Here is a 14784-nt window from a genome sequence, read left to right as displayed (position 1 = left end):
CCGACCCGCTGCGCCCGGTATGCGGTGAAAACTGGCGTCTGGTCAAGCCGCGCCCCGCGCGTTACCTCTGGGCGCAATCAGGACATGGGAGCCCTATTGATGAGCCTTTCGACATCGATCCGTTTTGAAGCCACCGATCTGGATGCCATCGCGACCGCCGAGGGGCGTGTCGCCATCATGGTGACGCCGGACGGCAAGCTGGACCCCGGCGCGCGCCGGGCCAACCGCCTGACCAAGGGGGCGGTGGCGCGGCTGGTCGAGAGCGAGCGGTTCGGCAAGGCGAAGTCGGGACAGGTGATGACCCTGGCCTGGCCGGCCGGCATGGCGGCCGAGGCGCTGGACGTGCTGGTGCTGGACCGCAAGGCAACACCGGTCGACGCGCGCAAGGCGGGCGCGACGCTGGCCAAGCTGAAGGGCACAAAGGCGTTGCTTCTGATGGCCGGCAACACGCGCGAGGCGGCCAATATCGCGCTGGGCATCGCGCTGCGGGATTACCGGTTCGATCGCTACAAGTCCTCTGACGACGACTCCGAGGATCGCGACTCGGCCGCCGTGGTCATCCATCACACCAGCCCGGAGGACATGACCGCGGCGGCGGCGCCGCTGCTGGCGGTGGCGGAGGGCGCGCACATGACGCGCGACCTGGTCAACGAGCCGGCCAACGTGCTGACCACGACCGAGTTCGCCGACCGGCTGGCCGAGATGACGTCGCTGGGACTAAAAGTCGAGGTGCTGGACGAAGACGAGCTGGAAAAGCTGGGGATGCGGACGCTGCTGTGCGTCGGCCAGGGCTCGGACAGCCCCTCAAAGGTGGTCGTGATGCAGTGGAACGGCGGCCAGAAGGATGACGCGCCGCTGGCGCTGGTCGGCAAGGGCGTCGTGTTCGACACCGGTGGCATTTCGCTGAAGCCGGCCGCGGGCATGGAAGACATGACCATGGACATGGGCGGTGCGGGTGTCGTCGCGGGCACCATGCGCGCGCTGGCGTTGCGCAAGGCCAAGGCCAACGTGGTCGGGTTGGTCGGTCTGGTCGAGAACATGCCCTCGGGCAATGCGACGCGGCCCGGCGACGTGATCAAGTCGATGAAGGGCACGACGGTCGAGGTGATCAACACCGACGCCGAGGGGCGGCTGGTTCTGGCCGATGTGCTCTGGTACGCGCAGGAACGGTTCAAGCCCGTGGGCATGATCGACCTTGCGACCCTGACCGGCGCGATCATCATCGGCCTGGGCCACGAGAATGCCGGCGTGTTCTCCAACGACGACGCGCTCTGCAACGCCTTTCTGAAAGCCGCCGAAGCCGAGGGCGAAGGGGCCTGGCGGATGCCGCTGGGCAAGGCCTATGACGAGCTGATCAAGTCGCGCATCGCCGACATCAAGAACACCGGCGGGCGTCCGGCGGGATCGATCACCGCGGCGCAGTTCCTTGCGCGGTTCGTCAAGGACGAGACGCCCTGGATCCATCTGGACATCGCCGGTGTCGCCTCGGTCAAGAGCGACACGGATTTCGCGCCCAAGGGGGCGACGGGTTGGGGTGTGGCGGCGCTGAACCGGCTGGTGCAGGACAAGTTCGAGCAAGGCTGAGATGGGCGAAGCCTATTTCTATCACCTGACGCGGCACCCTCTGGAACACACCTTGCCCCAGTTGCTGGGCAAGGCGCGTTCGGCCGGGTGGCGCGTCGCGGTGCGCGGCACCGACGCCGCGCGCATGGCCGAGCTGGACGCGCAGCTTTGGCTGGGGCCCGAGGACGCGTTTCTGCCGCACGGGCTTGCCGGGGGACCGCATGACGCCGACCAGCCGATCCTGCTGACCACCACGCCCGAGGCCGCGAACGCGCCCGAGTGCCTGATGACGGTGGACGGGGCCGAGGTGGCCAGCGGCGAGGTCGACGCGCTGGCGCGGGTCTGCATCCTGTTCGACGGCAATGACGGGTCCGCGGTGGAGCGCGCGCGCGGCCAGTGGAAGACCCTGGCCGAGGCGGGCTGCCCGGCGCAATACTGGTCCGAGGAATCCGGCCGCTGGGAGATGAAGGCGCAGCGGCCGGCGTCAGCGTGACAGCAGTAGCGCGCCGTCTGCGATCTCGATCCGGCTCCAGCGTTGCAGGTAGGTCATGCCCAGCAGCGACTTGTCCATCTCGCCCTCGTTGACCCAGGCGCGCACGTCGCGGTCGACCACCGGGCCCAGTTCGACGGTGTCGAGTCGCACGGGCGCGGTGCGCACTTCGCCATTGGCGGTCATGGCGCGCCCCGTGTAGGCGAGGTCGGACGTCACGAGGCCGAGCCGTTCGGCATCGGACTGCGACAGCACGACCTGCGACGCGCCGGTGTCCACCAGGAAATCGACCGGTTTGCCATTGATTCCGAGGGTCAGGTAGTAGTGCCCGTCACGGGCGCGGGGCACCTCGATCTGGCCGGTCTCGGTCAGCACGCCCTGGGTCGGCACCATGGTGTGGCGGATGTCGTCCCAGACGCCGATGGCGGCGATCACACCGACGAAGATCAGCCCCCAGGCCAGCGCCTGCTGCGCCATCTTGCCCAGCGAGCCGCGGTTCTGGATCACGAACCAGAACAGGATCATCGCCAGAAGCAGGATCAGGTAGATCAGGTTGCCCCATTGAAAGGAACTCATGCGCGCGCTCTCCGTGTCATGGGGCAGATATAGGCGCGGTTCGGCCAGATTTCAGGCGGCGAAGCCGAATTCGCGCAGACCGTCCAGCACGAACTGCACCGCCAGCGCGGCCAGCAGCATGCCGAAGAGCCGGGTGACCACGTTGATGCCGGTCTTGCCCAGCAGGCGGGCCAGGATGCCACTGACGAGAAACAGCAGGAAGGCCAGCGCGACGACCGAGACCATGACGCCGACCACGAGGGCGAAGCCTTCGATGCCGGGTTTCTGGCCGACCAGCAGGATCATCGTCGCGATCGAGCCTGGTCCGGCGATCAGCGGGATGGCGAGCGGAAAGACGGACGGGTCGTGGCCGTCGTCGCTGGTCTGGTCTTCGCGCCGCTTGGTGCGGCGTTCGAACAGCATGTCGAGCGCGGTCAGGAACAGCAGGATGCCCCCGGCGACGCGGAACGCGGCCATGGAGATGCCGATGAAGCCCAGCAGTGCCTCGCCAAAGGCCGCGAACAGGGTCAGGATGCCGATCGCCACCAGGCAGGCGCGCAGGCCGATGGCGCGGCGCTGTGCGCCGGCCATCCCGTGTGTCATCGCCATGAACAGCGGTGCGAGCCCGATCGGGTCGATCACCACGAAGAGCGTGACGAAGGCGGTGACGAGGAAGGCGCTGTCGACGATCATGCCTCGGCCTGCTCCAGTTTCTCGAGCGCGCTCATCCAGAGCGCTTCGGCGCGGTCCAGACCGTCCATCACCTCGGCATACTTGCGTTGCCAGACCTCGGCCTCGCCCTTCTTGCCGTCTTCATAGAGCGCCGGATCGGCCAGTTTCTTGGCCAGCTTGTCGCGCATGTCGTTGAGCTTCTTGACCCGGTCCTCGCCCTTGCGCGCCTCGGCCCTGAGCGCGAGGATCGCATCGCGCGAGGGACGCTTGGGCTTGGGGGCCTCGGGCTTGGGCGCCGGTTTGTCCCGGCTCAGAAGCAGGGTGCGATAGGAGGGCAGGTCGCCGTCATAGGGTTTCACCGTGCCGTCGCTGACCAGCCACAGCCGGTCGGCCACCAGCGACAGAAGGTGCATGTCGTGGCTGACGAGGATCACCGCACCGGAATAGGCGGTCAGCGCCTCGACCAGCGCCTCGCGGCTCTCGATGTCGAGGTGGTTGGTGGGCTCGTCGAGGATCAGCAGGTGCGGTGCCGGCAGGGTGGCCAGCAAGAGCGACAGCCGCGCCTTCTGCCCGCCCGATAGGCGGCCGACCTCGGTGTCGGCCTGATCGGCGCCAAGGCCGAAGCCTGCGAGCCGGGCGCGCAGCTTCGCCTGCCCCTCGGCGGGGCGTTCGCGCAGCAGGTGTTGCAGCGGGGTTTCGTCGATGCGCAGTTCCTCGACCTGGTGTTGGGCAAAGAAGCCGATGCGCAGTTTGTTGGAACTGGTCATCTTGCCGGCCATCGGCGCCAGTCTATCCGACAGCAGCTTGGCCAGCGTCGACTTGCCCTGGCCGTTCTTGCCCAGAAGCGCGATGCGGTCGTCCTGGTCGATGCGCAGGTTCAGGTTACGCAGCACCACCGTGTCGCCATAGCCGACCTGCACGCCTTCGGTGGCGATGATCGGAGGCGACAGTTCCTCGGGCTCGGGAAAGGAGAAGACCGTGCGCGCGGCGTCTTCCGGTGCGCGGATGGTTTCCATCTTCTCGAGCATCTTGATCCGGCTCTGGGCCTGCTTGGCCTTGCTGGCCTTGGCCTTGAAGCGGTTGACGAAGGATTCGAGGTGCGCGCGCCGGGCCTCCTGCTTCTTGGCTGCCGCTGCCTGCACCGCCCGGTTGGCGGCGCGCTGGCGGGCGAACTGGTCGTAGTTGCCCGAGTAATAGGTCAGGCCACGGTTCTCGAGATGCAGGATGCCGCCGACGGCGCGGTTCAGAAGCTCGCGGTCGTGGCTGATGATGATGACCGTGTGCGGGTAGCGCATCAGGTAGCTCTCGAGCCAGAGCGCGCCTTCGAGGTCGAGATAGTTGGTCGGTTCGTCCAGCAGCAGCAGGTCGGGCTGCGCGAAGAGCACCGAGGCCAGCGCCACGCGCATCCGCCAGCCGCCCGAGAAGGCCGAACAGGGCATCAGCTGCTCCTCGGCCTCGAACCCGAGGCCGCGCAGGATGGCCGAGGCGCGCCCCTCGGCGGACCAGGCGTCGATATCGGCCAGCCGCGTCTGCACCTCGGCGATGCGCGCCGGGTCGGTGGCGGTGTCGGCCTCGGCCAGCAGATCGGCACGTTCGGTATCGGCGGCCAGCACCGTGTCGAGCAGCGATACCTCGTTTCCCGGCACCTCCTGCGCCACGCCGCCGATGCGGGCGCGGGCGGGCAGGGTGATGGAACCGCCCTCGAGGTGCAGCTCGCCCCGGATCAGGCGGAACAGGGTGGTCTTGCCGGCGCCGTTGCGTCCGATCAGGCCGACCTTGTGACCGGTCGGAATCGTGGCGCTGGCGTTCTCGAACAGCGGGCGGCCTTCGACGGCATAGGTGATATCGGTGATGCGCAACATGGGCGCGGTGTGGCGCAGCAATCCTGCGCTGTCAATCGCGGCACAAGTCTCTTTTCAATGCCAACGGCCCATGTTAGGCGGCGCGCGATATGTATCGGCCGGGGCCCAGGCGCCTCGCCACCAGACAAGGAGACGCCCGATGGCACTGGAACGCACTTTCTCGATCATCAAGCCCGACGCCACCCGCCGCAACCTGACCGGCAAGATCAACGCCAAGTTCGAAGAGGCGGGCCTGCGCATCATCGCGCAGAAGCGCATCCACATGACCAAGGCGCAGGCCGGCGTGTTCTATGCGGTGCACGCGGAACGCCCGTTCTATGACGAACTGTGCGAGTTCATGTCCTCGGAGCCGGTCGTCGTGCAGGTGCTGGAAGGCGAGAACGCGATCACCAAGAACCGCGAGATCATGGGCGCGACCAACCCCGCCGACGCCGCTCCCGGCACGATCCGCGCGGAATTCGCCGAATCCGTCGGCGAGAACTCGGTCCACGGGTCGGACGCGCCGGAAACCGCCGCGGTCGAGATCGCCTATTTCTTCTCGGGTCTCGAACTGGTCGGCTGAGCCGGCCGCCTTTCGATCACCCCGATCGCATCGAGGGCCGCTTCGAATTCGGAGCGGCCCTTGTCGTGTCCGCGGGCCTTCAAGGCGTCAAACCTCTGGCGCAGTTCGGCTTTCTCCTTGCCCTTGCAATCGTTCCACGGCCGGCCCTGCAGCCCCATCACCAGCACGTAATAGCCGATGAAATGCGGCCTGGTCCCGCTGGCCAGCAACCGCGCATATGCCGCATCGGGCCCGAGCGCGCGCAGCTCGTCCGCCGAGTGGATGCCGGCACGGGTGCAGGCCGCCTGAAAGGCGGGGCCGAGATTGCGGATGGAGGACACCGGCTCTGACATGCGACCGGGTTTAGCGCCTGTTCGGCGTGCTGTCATCCGGCGGTGTCTGTTGACTTGAGGACGGCGCCGGGCAAGCCTGTGCGTCGGAGAGGGAGGCGCGGATGACGGTCGAGGAGGAGCAGATCGCGCGGGGTTTCGATCTGGCCGCGCCGCCGGAGGGCTTCGTCGACGACCCGTTCCCGGTCTATGACGCGTTGCTGACCCATGCACCAGTACTGGTGCAGCCGGACGGGTCGGTGCTGCTCTGCCGCCATGCCGATCTGGACCGGGTCTATCGTGACACGACTCTGTTCATCTCGGACAAGAAGGCGATGTTCGCGCCGAAATTCGGTGTCGACTCGGCGCTTTACCTGCATCATACGACCTCGCTCGTGTTCAGCGATCCGCCCTTGCACACCCGTGTCCGCAAGATCATGGCGGCGGCGCTGACACCGCGCGCCATCGCGCGGATGGAGCCGGGACTGATCGCCACGGTCGACGCGCTGCTCGACGGGCTGGCGGGCCGCGGCACGGTCGACCTGATCGAGGATTACGCGGCGCGGATTCCGATCGAGATCATCGGCAACCTCCTGGATGTACCGCCCGCCGAGCGCGGGCCGCTGCGGGACTGGTCGTTGGCCATCCTAGGCGCGCTGGAGCCCGCGCCGAGCGCGGCGCAGCTGGCGCGGGGCAACCGGGCGGTCGAGGCGTTTTCTGCCTATCTGGAGGACCTTGTAGCCCGCCGTCGGGCGTGTCCGGGCGATCCGGATATCGACGTCCTGACCCGGCTGATCCGGGGCGAGGGCGCGGATGCGCAGTTGAGCGAGACCGAGCTGATCCAGAACTGCATCTTCATCCTGAACGCCGGGCATGAGACCACGACCAACCTGATCGGGAACGGGCTGGCGTTGCTGCACGATCACCCGGAACAGCGTAAGATGTTACTGGAAAACGGCGATCTGATCGCATCGGCGGTGGAAGAAACCCTGCGCTTTCGCTCGCCCAACCAGCTGGGCAACCGCGAGACCTCCGCCGAGGTCGAGATCGGGGGCCTTCCCATTCCGGCCGGGACCAACCTGCATCTCTGCATCGGTGCCGCGAACCGGGATCCCGAGGTCTTCGATGACCCGCAGCATTTTGATATCACGCGCAAACCCAATCGGCACCTGGCTTTTGCCGGCGGGCCGCATGTGTGCATCGGGTTAACGCTGGCGCGCATGGAAGCGCGCGTCGCCATTGGCCGGTTCCTCGCGCGCTATCCGGACTATCGGCTGGCCGAAGTACGCGTCGGGGGCGGCCGCATGCGGTTTCGAGGCTATGCGTGTCTGCCGGCGGACCTGGGCTGACCCATCCGTTTTCGTGCAGGCCGCGGGCGCCGCTGTGTCCGTTCTCGACAGTCGGCATGCGGATTGAAATCCAGCCCCGTGCGCGAACGAAAAACGCCCCCTGCGATACCAGGGGGCGTTTCCGTCAGATCATGAAAGAGCGGTTCAGCTCTTCTTGGACGGCTTGCGCTTGAAGGCGGCAAACCCGCCCAGACCGGCCAGCAGCAGCACGGCGGACGCCGGCAGCGGAACGGTGGGCGGCTCGCCAGTGATCTCGGCGCGAAGCTTGGTCTTCACGACGTTACCGAAGTCGTCGAAGTCCGCCGCGGCAAGAGAGAAGCTGCCCGTGCCACACTGAACGCTGTTCTGGTAGTAGTTCAGAAGCGATGCCCCACCACCAACCGTGATGCCGTTGATCACGTTGGGCGGGCAAGCAGCGTTACGTGCAACTGTGACGCTGCCACCAGTGTTGTCAGTACCGTCGCCGGAGACGTCGATCACGCGGCGTGTAGCGGCGTTGCCTGCCGTATTCAGCCACGACGCGATGGTCTGAGCGGCGACATCGATGCCTTCGGCGATGTCGGTGCTGCCACCTTCGACCCGTGATTGGCCTTCGAGAGCGGTCGCGAAATCGTTGATCTTCATGATCGAATCAAGAATGGTGAACCCGATGACTTCGGAAGCGCTGGTGCCGAACTGCACAACGTTCACAGCGATCTTGCCGACGTCACCACCACCCATGTCGAGGATGCCGTTCTGGATCGATGTGTCGCGGAAGGCTTCGGCATAGCCTTTCATCTGGGTGGTGTATTCGGTCCCGTCGATACTGCCCGAAACGTCGATGACGAGCGACAAGACCGTGTCGACGGTCGCTGCGTGGGCGCTGCCGGCAACCCCGGCGACGCCGATCACTGCGGCGGCTAGAGCGTGTTGTAGTTTACTGGTCGACATATCTATCCCTTTCAACCATTTGAAAATACTTTCAGTCTTCAAGGGCGCGTTACGATTTGTGCCATTTGCCCAAATAGAAAAGCAGCGGGCGCATCAAATGCAGGTCGCCCCCGATACTCGAAACGGTAAACGAAAAGTTAACTCACGTTAAGCGATTTCTCGCTTGGCCGGGGCTGGCAGAGCTGATTTTGCGTGCTTTTCACACGTTGCGGCGGTGGCTGGCAACCATGGGTTGATGCCGGTCTGGGCCGGTTCTCGCAGCGCGCTCGCAAGGGCCGCCGTGCCGGCCCTGATCGAGCGAGTCGGCGCGGACGGTGCGATGACTCACCTTTCGTCTTCCGGCGGAATGGTCTGCTTTGGTCGTTGCCGGGCGTTTCGGGACAAGGTTCGGACGCGTGGCCGATGATGTGCCTTGCGGAGGTTCGGGAGTTAACGGCTTTGCGATTGGCCTTTCCCGGTGTAGGGTCCTAGCTTGGATGCAAGGAAGGATGGCATGCCATGGCACAGGTCAGCAGACAGATTTCACAGGTCGACCCGGCTTGGGAGCGGATCACCTCGGAAGCGCGCGAGGCGGTGCGCAACGAACCCCTGATGGGCGGATTGATTCACGCCTGCATCCTGCATCACAAGACGCTCGAGAGGGCGCTGTCCTACAGGATCGCGGCCAAGCTGTCGTCCAACGAGATGTCGATGGTGATCCTGCGCGAGATCGCGGACCAGGCCTATGAGGAGAGTCCCGAGCTTGTCGATGCGGCGCGTGCGGATCTGGTCGCGGTCTACGAGCGCGACCCTGCCTGCCACCGGCTGCTGCAGCCGATCCTCTATTTCAAGGGCTACCAGGCGATGCAGGCCTATCGGGTCGGGCATTGGCTCTGGACCAACGGGCAGCACGACCTGGCCTATTTCTTCCAGATGCGGGTGTCCGAGATCTTCGGGATCGACATTCACCCGGCCGCCCGGATCGGGCGCGGCATCATGATCGACCATGCCCATTCCATCGTGATCGGCGAGACCGCCGTGGTGGGGGACAACGTGTCGATGCTGCATTCCGTGACCCTGGGCGGGACGGGCAAGGAAGAGGAGGACCGCCATCCGAAGATCGAGGATGGTGTTCTGATCGGAGCCGGGGCCAAGGTTCTGGGTAACATCCGCATCGGCCATTGCAGCCGTATCGCCGCCGGGTCGGTGGTGCTGTCGGACGTGCCGCCCTGCAAGACGGTAGCCGGCGTGCCGGCCAAGATCGTCGGCGAGGCGGGCTGCGATCAGCCCTCGGTCAACATGGACCAGTTCTTTCCCTGCGGCGGAAGTTGAGCGGCGGCCCCGGCACTGCCGGGGCGGGCCGGTTCAGGCGAGCATCACCATCGGGTTTTCCAGGTTGTCGACGATAGCCTGAAGAAGCTGCGCACCGAGGGCGCCGTCGATGACCCGGTGATCGACCGACAGGGTGGCCGTCATGACCGTGCCGACCCCGAGCGCACCGTTCGCCTGCACGACCGGCTTCTTCACCCCTGCACCGACGGCGAGAATGGCGCCGTGGGGCGGGTTGATCACCGCATCGAAGCTGTCGATGCCGAACATGCCGAGATTGGAGATCGCGAAGCTGCCGCCCTGGTATTCATGCGGGGCCAGTTTGCGGTCCCGGGCACGGGCGGCGAGATCCTTCATCTCGGAGGAGAGGGCCGAGAGCGATTTCGTTTCGGCATCCTTCAGGACCGGTGTGAAGAGCCCCCCCTCGATGGCGACCGCGACCGCGACGTCCGAGGGCTTGAGGCGCAGAATCCGGTCGCCGGCCCAGACGGCGTTGGCGTCGGGCACCGATTGCAGAGCCAGCGCGCAGGCCTTGATGATGAAATCGTTGACCGAGAGCTTGACGCCGCGCGAGTCCAGTTTTGCGTTCAGATCGGCGCGGAAGGCCAGCAGCTCGTCGAGACGGATGTCGCGCCGCAGATAGAAATGCGGGATGGATTGCTTGGCTTCGGTCAGCCGGGCGGCGATGGTCTTGCGCATGCCGTCCAGCGGGATTTCCGTGTGGGCGCGGTCCTCGTAGATGCGTTTTACCGCGTCCGCGGACGGCGCGGGTTTCGCCGCTGGCGTGGCCGGTTCCGCAGAGGTGCCGGACGCGGGCTTGCTGTCGGGTTTGGTGTCTGCCGGCGTCGCTTCGGCGCCGAGCACGTCGGCCTTGACGATGCGTCCACGCGGGCCGCTGCCCTTGATCTGCGCGAGATCGAGCCCCTTGTCGGCGGCGATGCGGCGCGCGAGGGGAGAGGCAAAGATCCGGTCGCCGTCGGAGTCCTTGGGCGCGGCGGGTGCCTTGCTTGCGGGCGCGTCGGAGCCGCCATCGGCGGCCGCCTCCTTGCCCGCGTCGGCCGCGGGCGCGGCCTCCCCGCGCTTTTCCGTCGCGGGCGCGCTCAGGTCATCGGCGGATTCGCCGTCTTCCAGCAACAGCGCGATGGCGGTGTTGACCTTCACGCCCTCGGTGCCCTCGGCGATCAGCAGCTTGCCGATGGTGCCTTCGTCCACCGCTTCGAATTCCATCGTCGCCTTGTCGGTTTCGATCTCGGCGAGAAGGTCGCCCGAGGACACGGTGTCGCCTTCCTTGACCAGCCATTTCGCGAGCGTGCCTTCCTCCATCGTGGGAGAGAGGGCCGGCATCAGGATTTCCGTGGGCATGGCGCGTTCCTCAGCTGTAGGTCACTTGCTTGACGGCTTCGATCACCTCCTCGGTGGTGACCAGCGCGTGCTTTTCGAGATTTGCGGCATAGGGCATGGGCACGTCCTTTCCGGTGCAGGTGATGACCGGCGCGTCGAGGTAGTCGAAGGCCTGCTGCATCAGGACCGAACTGATGTAGCTGCCGACCGAGCCCTGTGGCCAACCCTCCTCGACGGTGACGCAGCGGTTGGTCTTCTTGACGGAGCGGATGATCGCGTCGGTGTCCATCGGGCGCAGGGTGCGCAGGTCGAGAACTTCGGCGTCGATGCCGTCCTGGGCCAGCTTTTCGGCGGCTTCGAGCGCGTATTTCATGCCGATGCCGAAGCTGACGATGGTCACGTCATCGCCTTCGCGCCAGATGCGGGCCTTGCCGAAGGGCACGGTGTAGTCGTCGAGATCCGGCACGTCGAAGCTGCGTCCGTACAGGATTTCGTTTTCCAGGAAGATCACCGGGTTGGGATCGCGGATCGCGGTCTTCAGCAGGCCCTTGGCGTCGGAGGCGGAGAAGGGCATCGCCACCTTGAGGCCGGGGATCTGCATGAACCAGGCGGCGAAGTCCTGGCTGTGCTGGGCGGCGACGCGGGCGGCGGCACCGTTGGGACCGCGGAACACCATCGGAGCGCCCATCTGGCCGCCGGACATGTAGAGCGTCTTGGCGGCGGAGTTGATGATCTGGTCCATCGCCTGCATGGCGAAGTTGAAGGTCATGAATTCGACGATCGGACGGAGCCCGCCAAAGGCCGCACCGACCGCGATGCCGGTGAAGCCATGTTCGGTGATCGGGGTGTCGATGACGCGCTTGGCGCCGAACTCGTCGAGAAGGCCCTGGCTGATCTTGTAGGCGCCCTGGTACTCGGCGACTTCCTCGCCCATCAGGAAGACGGTGTCGTCGGCGCGCATTTCCTCGGCCATGGCGTCGCGCAGGGCTTCGCGGACGGTCTGCTGTTTCAGCTTGGTGCCGTCGGGCCAGTCAGGTTCGGGCGCCTCCGGTTCCGCATGGTCGCCCGGATCGGTTTCCCTGGCTTTCGGAGCAGGAGCGGGCGCGTCGGAGCCGCCATCGGCGGCCGCCTCCTTGCCCGCGTCGGCCGCGGGCGCGGCCTCCGGCAGGTCGTCCGCCGACTCGCCGTCTTCCAGCAGCAGCGCGATGGCGGTGTTGACCTTCACGCCCTCGGTGCCCTCGGCGATGAGCAGCTTTCCGATGGTGCCTTCGTCCACCGCCTCGAATTCCATCGTGGCCTTGTCGGTTTCGATCTCGGCCAGGATATCGCCGGAGGACACGCTGTCGCCCTCCTTGACCAGCCATTTTGCCAGCGTGCCCTCTTCCATCGTCGGGGACAGGGCGGGCATCAGGATTTCGGTTGCCATCGGTTCAGCCCCTCATGCGGTCTGCGGCGCCGTTTCGGCGGTGATGTCTGTCCACAATTCGTCCAGCGCCGGTTCCGGGCTGTCCTTGGCGAAGTCTGCCGCGGCGTTGACGATCTGCTTGATCTCCTTGTCGATCGCCTTGAGGTCGTCCTCGCTGGCGTGCTCGCCGGTCAACAACAGGCCGCGCACCTGTTCGATCGGATCGCGTTCCTCGCGCATCTTCTGCACCTCCTCGCGGGTGCGATACTTGGCGGGGTCCGACATCGAATGACCGCGGTAGCGGTAGGTCTTGATTTCCAGGATGTAGGGGCCCTTGCCGGCGCGGCAGTGGGCCACGGCTTTCTCGCCGGCCTCCTTGACCGCCAGCACGTTCATTCCGTCGACCATCTCGCCGGGAATCCCGAAGGCCTCGCCCCGGTGATAGATGTCGGGCGAGGAGGTCGAGCGCTGTTGCGCCGTGCCCATGGCATACTGGTTGTTCTCGATCACGAAGATGACCGGCAATGCCCAGAGGGCGGCCATGTTGAAGCTTTCATAGACCTGGCCCTGATTCGCTGCACCGTCGCCGAAATAGGTGAAGGTCACCCGGTCGTTGCCCTTGTACTTGTCCGAGAAGGCGAGCCCCGCGCCCAGCGGCACCTGGGCCGCCACGATGCCATGCCCGCCATAGAAATCCTTTTCCTTGGAGAACATGTGCATGGAGCCGCCCTTGCCCTTGGAATAGCCGCCCTCGCGCCCGGTGAGTTCGGCCATGACACCGTTCGGGTCCATGCCACAGGCGAGCATGTGGCCGTGATCGCGATAGGACGTGATCCGCTTGTCGCCCTCTTCGGCGGCGGCTTCGAGCCCGACCACGACCGCTTCCTGCCCGATGTAGAGGTGGCAGAAGCCGCCGATCAGTCCCATGCCGTAGAGCTGGCCGGCTTTTTCCTCGAAGCGGCGGATCAGAAGCATCTCGCGGTAATAGGTCTTGAGTTCGTCCGCCGACACGTTCGGTTTCTTCGCACTCTTGCGCGCTGCCATCGCGGTCACTCCCCGTCCGGATGAATAGTTTAGCCTTAAACTATCAATATCGAATATCGCGCCCGGTTGCGAGTGAAAATCGGGGTCCGGTCAGCGGATGACCAGCTCATCCGGGCGCAGCAGGCCGAGCACCGAGCGGGCCTGCTCGTCGAGCAGGTCGAGATCGAGATACTCGTCGGACAGCCGCCGAGTCAGGTTTTCGAGCGCGGCGATTTCGATCTGCAACTGGCCGAGCGTCTGGCGAAGCGCGTCGGTCTCGGCCGTGATCTCGACCCGCCGGAACAGGCCGTAATCTCCCTGCACGGCGGCGAAGGTGAAATAGGCACCGAGCGCGAAGGTGATCGCGAAATAGATCAGCGCTCCAAAGCCGGGTCGGGTCGAACGGGTCACGATCTGCTGCCTCACATGCACCCTTTTGGCGGGTGTCTGACCGCACTATGGCACAGGTGATTCGCCTTGTGAATCCCCCGTTTTCGGGGAGCGAAGGGTTTCAGCCGGCGACCGAAGCGGAGCGGATGCTTTCGATCGTCTCGGCCAGGGTCCGGTCGAACGCCTCGTCGCTCTGGTCGGCACTCAGGCCTTCGGTCAGGGCGCGCGAGAAGGAGGCGATGATGCCCCGGTTCTGCGCCAGGCGCGCGTTGGCTTCGTCGCGGCTGTACCCGCCGGAGAGCGCGACGACGCGCATCACCCGGGGGTGATCGACCAGCGGGGCGTACTGGTTCGGCGTTTCCGGCAGGGTCAGCTTGAGCATCACCTGCACGTCTTCGGGCAGGGCGTCGAGATGGCGGGCGATCTCGTCGCGCAAGAGATCTTCGGCTTCGGCCTTGTCGGCGATGCTGATGGTGACCTCGGGTTCGATGATCGGCACCAAGCCATGCGCCAGCACCTTGCGCGCCACTTCGAACTGCTGGGAGACGATGGCCGCGATGCCGCCGGGCGACGCGGCATCGATTACCGAGCGCATCTTGGTGCCAAAGATTCCGGCCTGCACCGCGCGCGCCAGCAGCGCGTCGAGATCGGGCATCGGTTTCATGAGGCGCACGCCGTCCTTCTCATCGGCGAGGCCCTTGTCGATCTTGAGGAACGGAACCACGCCGCGGGTCTCCCAAAGGTACTGCGCGGTGGGCGTGCCGTCGATCTCGCGATCCATGGTCTGTTCGAACAGGATCGCGCCGACGATGCTGTCACCGGTGAAGGCCGGCGACTTGATGATCCGGGCGCGCATCTGGTGGATCAGATCGAACATCTCGGTTTCGTTGCCATAGGCGTCTTCTTCCACGCCGTAGAGCTTGAGCGCCTTGGGGGTCGATCCGCCGCTCTGGTCCAATGCCGCGACAAATCCGCTGCCCGTGGTCATCTGCTTGGTCTGGATTTCTTTGGACATGGGTTTGCTTC

15 protein-coding genes are annotated in these 14784 nt (G+C 65.7%); 5 read left to right on the top strand and 10 right to left on the bottom strand.

The annotated features are described in order from the left end of the window. Positions 1 to 99: 99 nt before the first annotated feature. Complete coding sequence (locus tag JF290_RS17770; protein ID WP_199026250.1) at positions 100 to 1584, top strand: leucyl aminopeptidase; 1485 nt, start codon at positions 100 to 102, stop codon at positions 1582 to 1584. 1 nt (position 1585) lies between these two features. Then, the gene (locus JF290_RS17765; protein ID WP_199026249.1) at positions 1586 to 2056 is read left to right on the top strand and encodes a DNA polymerase III subunit chi; all 471 of its coding nucleotides are present in this window, start codon (positions 1586 to 1588) and stop codon (positions 2054 to 2056) included. Here the strand turns inward: JF290_RS17765 and JF290_RS17760 are convergent. The 3 genes from JF290_RS17760 to JF290_RS17750 are packed head-to-tail and all read right to left on the bottom strand — an operon-like array spanning position 2048 to position 5142. Further along, positions 2048 to 2629: a retropepsin-like aspartic protease family protein gene (locus JF290_RS17760; protein ID WP_199026248.1), complete on the bottom strand. Its 582-nt coding sequence runs from the start codon at positions 2627 to 2629 to the stop codon at positions 2048 to 2050. The genes JF290_RS17765 and JF290_RS17760 overlap by 9 nt on opposite strands. Positions 2630 to 2680: 51 nt before the next feature. Continuing rightward, positions 2681 to 3301: a MarC family protein gene (locus tag JF290_RS17755; RefSeq protein ID WP_199026247.1), complete on the bottom strand. Its 621-nt coding sequence runs from the start codon at positions 3299 to 3301 to the stop codon at positions 2681 to 2683. Further along, entirely contained in the window at positions 3298 to 5142 is a 1845-nt protein-coding gene (locus JF290_RS17750) for an ABC-F family ATP-binding cassette domain-containing protein (RefSeq protein WP_199026246.1), read from the bottom strand. Before JF290_RS17750 ends, JF290_RS17755 begins: the two co-directional genes overlap by 4 nt. A gap of 139 nt (positions 5143 to 5281) precedes the next feature. Here JF290_RS17750 and ndk point away from each other — a divergent pair, with 139 nt between their 5' ends. Then, entirely contained in the window at positions 5282 to 5704 is a 423-nt protein-coding gene (gene ndk, locus JF290_RS17745; RefSeq protein WP_199026245.1) for a nucleoside-diphosphate kinase, read from the top strand. Here ndk and JF290_RS17740 read toward each other — a convergent pair. After that, positions 5671 to 6036: a TfoX/Sxy family DNA transformation protein gene (locus JF290_RS17740; protein WP_199026244.1), complete on the bottom strand. Its 366-nt coding sequence runs from the start codon at positions 6034 to 6036 to the stop codon at positions 5671 to 5673. The genes ndk and JF290_RS17740 overlap by 34 nt on opposite strands. Positions 6037 to 6137: 101 nt before the next feature. Between JF290_RS17740 and JF290_RS17735 the strand changes: the two genes are divergently transcribed. Next, a complete protein-coding gene (locus JF290_RS17735; protein WP_199026243.1) occupies positions 6138 to 7361 on the top strand; it encodes a cytochrome P450 in 1224 nt (407 codons plus the stop codon). Positions 7362 to 7505: 144 nt separating this feature from the next. On the opposite strand, the gene JF290_RS17730 is transcribed toward JF290_RS17735, so the two are convergent. After that, positions 7506 to 8333 carry a DUF1194 domain-containing protein gene (locus JF290_RS17730; protein ID WP_199026242.1) on the bottom strand — a complete coding sequence of 276 codons (828 nt, stop codon included), beginning with the start codon at positions 8331 to 8333 and terminating at the stop codon, positions 7506 to 7508. 456 nt (positions 8334 to 8789) lie between these two features. Between JF290_RS17730 and cysE the strand changes: the two genes are divergently transcribed. Then, on the top strand, positions 8790 to 9602 hold the full coding sequence (gene cysE, locus JF290_RS17725) for a serine O-acetyltransferase (RefSeq protein WP_199026241.1): 813 nt from the start codon (positions 8790 to 8792) through the stop codon (positions 9600 to 9602). A gap of 33 nt (positions 9603 to 9635) precedes the next feature. Here cysE and JF290_RS17720 read toward each other — a convergent pair whose 3' ends face one another. The 5 genes from JF290_RS17720 to JF290_RS17700 all read right to left on the bottom strand — a co-directional run bounded on the left by JF290_RS17720 (position 9636) and on the right by JF290_RS17700 (position 14773). Then, entirely contained in the window at positions 9636 to 10961 is a 1326-nt protein-coding gene (locus JF290_RS17720) for a pyruvate dehydrogenase complex dihydrolipoamide acetyltransferase (protein ID WP_199026240.1), read from the bottom strand. Positions 10962 to 10971: 10 nt separating this feature from the next. Then, a complete protein-coding gene (locus tag JF290_RS17715) occupies positions 10972 to 12366 on the bottom strand; it encodes a pyruvate dehydrogenase complex E1 component subunit beta (protein ID WP_199026239.1) in 1395 nt (464 codons plus the stop codon). 12 nt (positions 12367 to 12378) lie between these two features. Continuing rightward, a complete protein-coding gene (pdhA, locus tag JF290_RS17710; protein ID WP_199026238.1) occupies positions 12379 to 13389 on the bottom strand; it encodes a pyruvate dehydrogenase (acetyl-transferring) E1 component subunit alpha in 1011 nt (336 codons plus the stop codon). 90 nt (positions 13390 to 13479) lie between these two features. Then, entirely contained in the window at positions 13480 to 13779 is a 300-nt protein-coding gene (locus JF290_RS17705; protein WP_199026237.1) for an FtsB family cell division protein, read from the bottom strand. Between the two features lie 100 nt (positions 13780 to 13879). Further along, positions 13880 to 14773, bottom strand: coding sequence for a fructose bisphosphate aldolase (locus JF290_RS17700; protein WP_199026236.1), 894 nt, complete (start codon positions 14771 to 14773; stop codon positions 13880 to 13882). Positions 14774 to 14784: the final 11 nt, after the last annotated feature.

This window comes from Sedimentitalea arenosa, from assembly GCF_016428585.1.
Lineage (GTDB): Bacteria > Pseudomonadota > Alphaproteobacteria > Rhodobacterales > Rhodobacteraceae > Sedimentitalea > Sedimentitalea arenosa.
The sequence above is the reverse complement of the archived record's forward strand: the minus strand, read 5'-3'. Positions and strand labels throughout refer to the sequence as shown.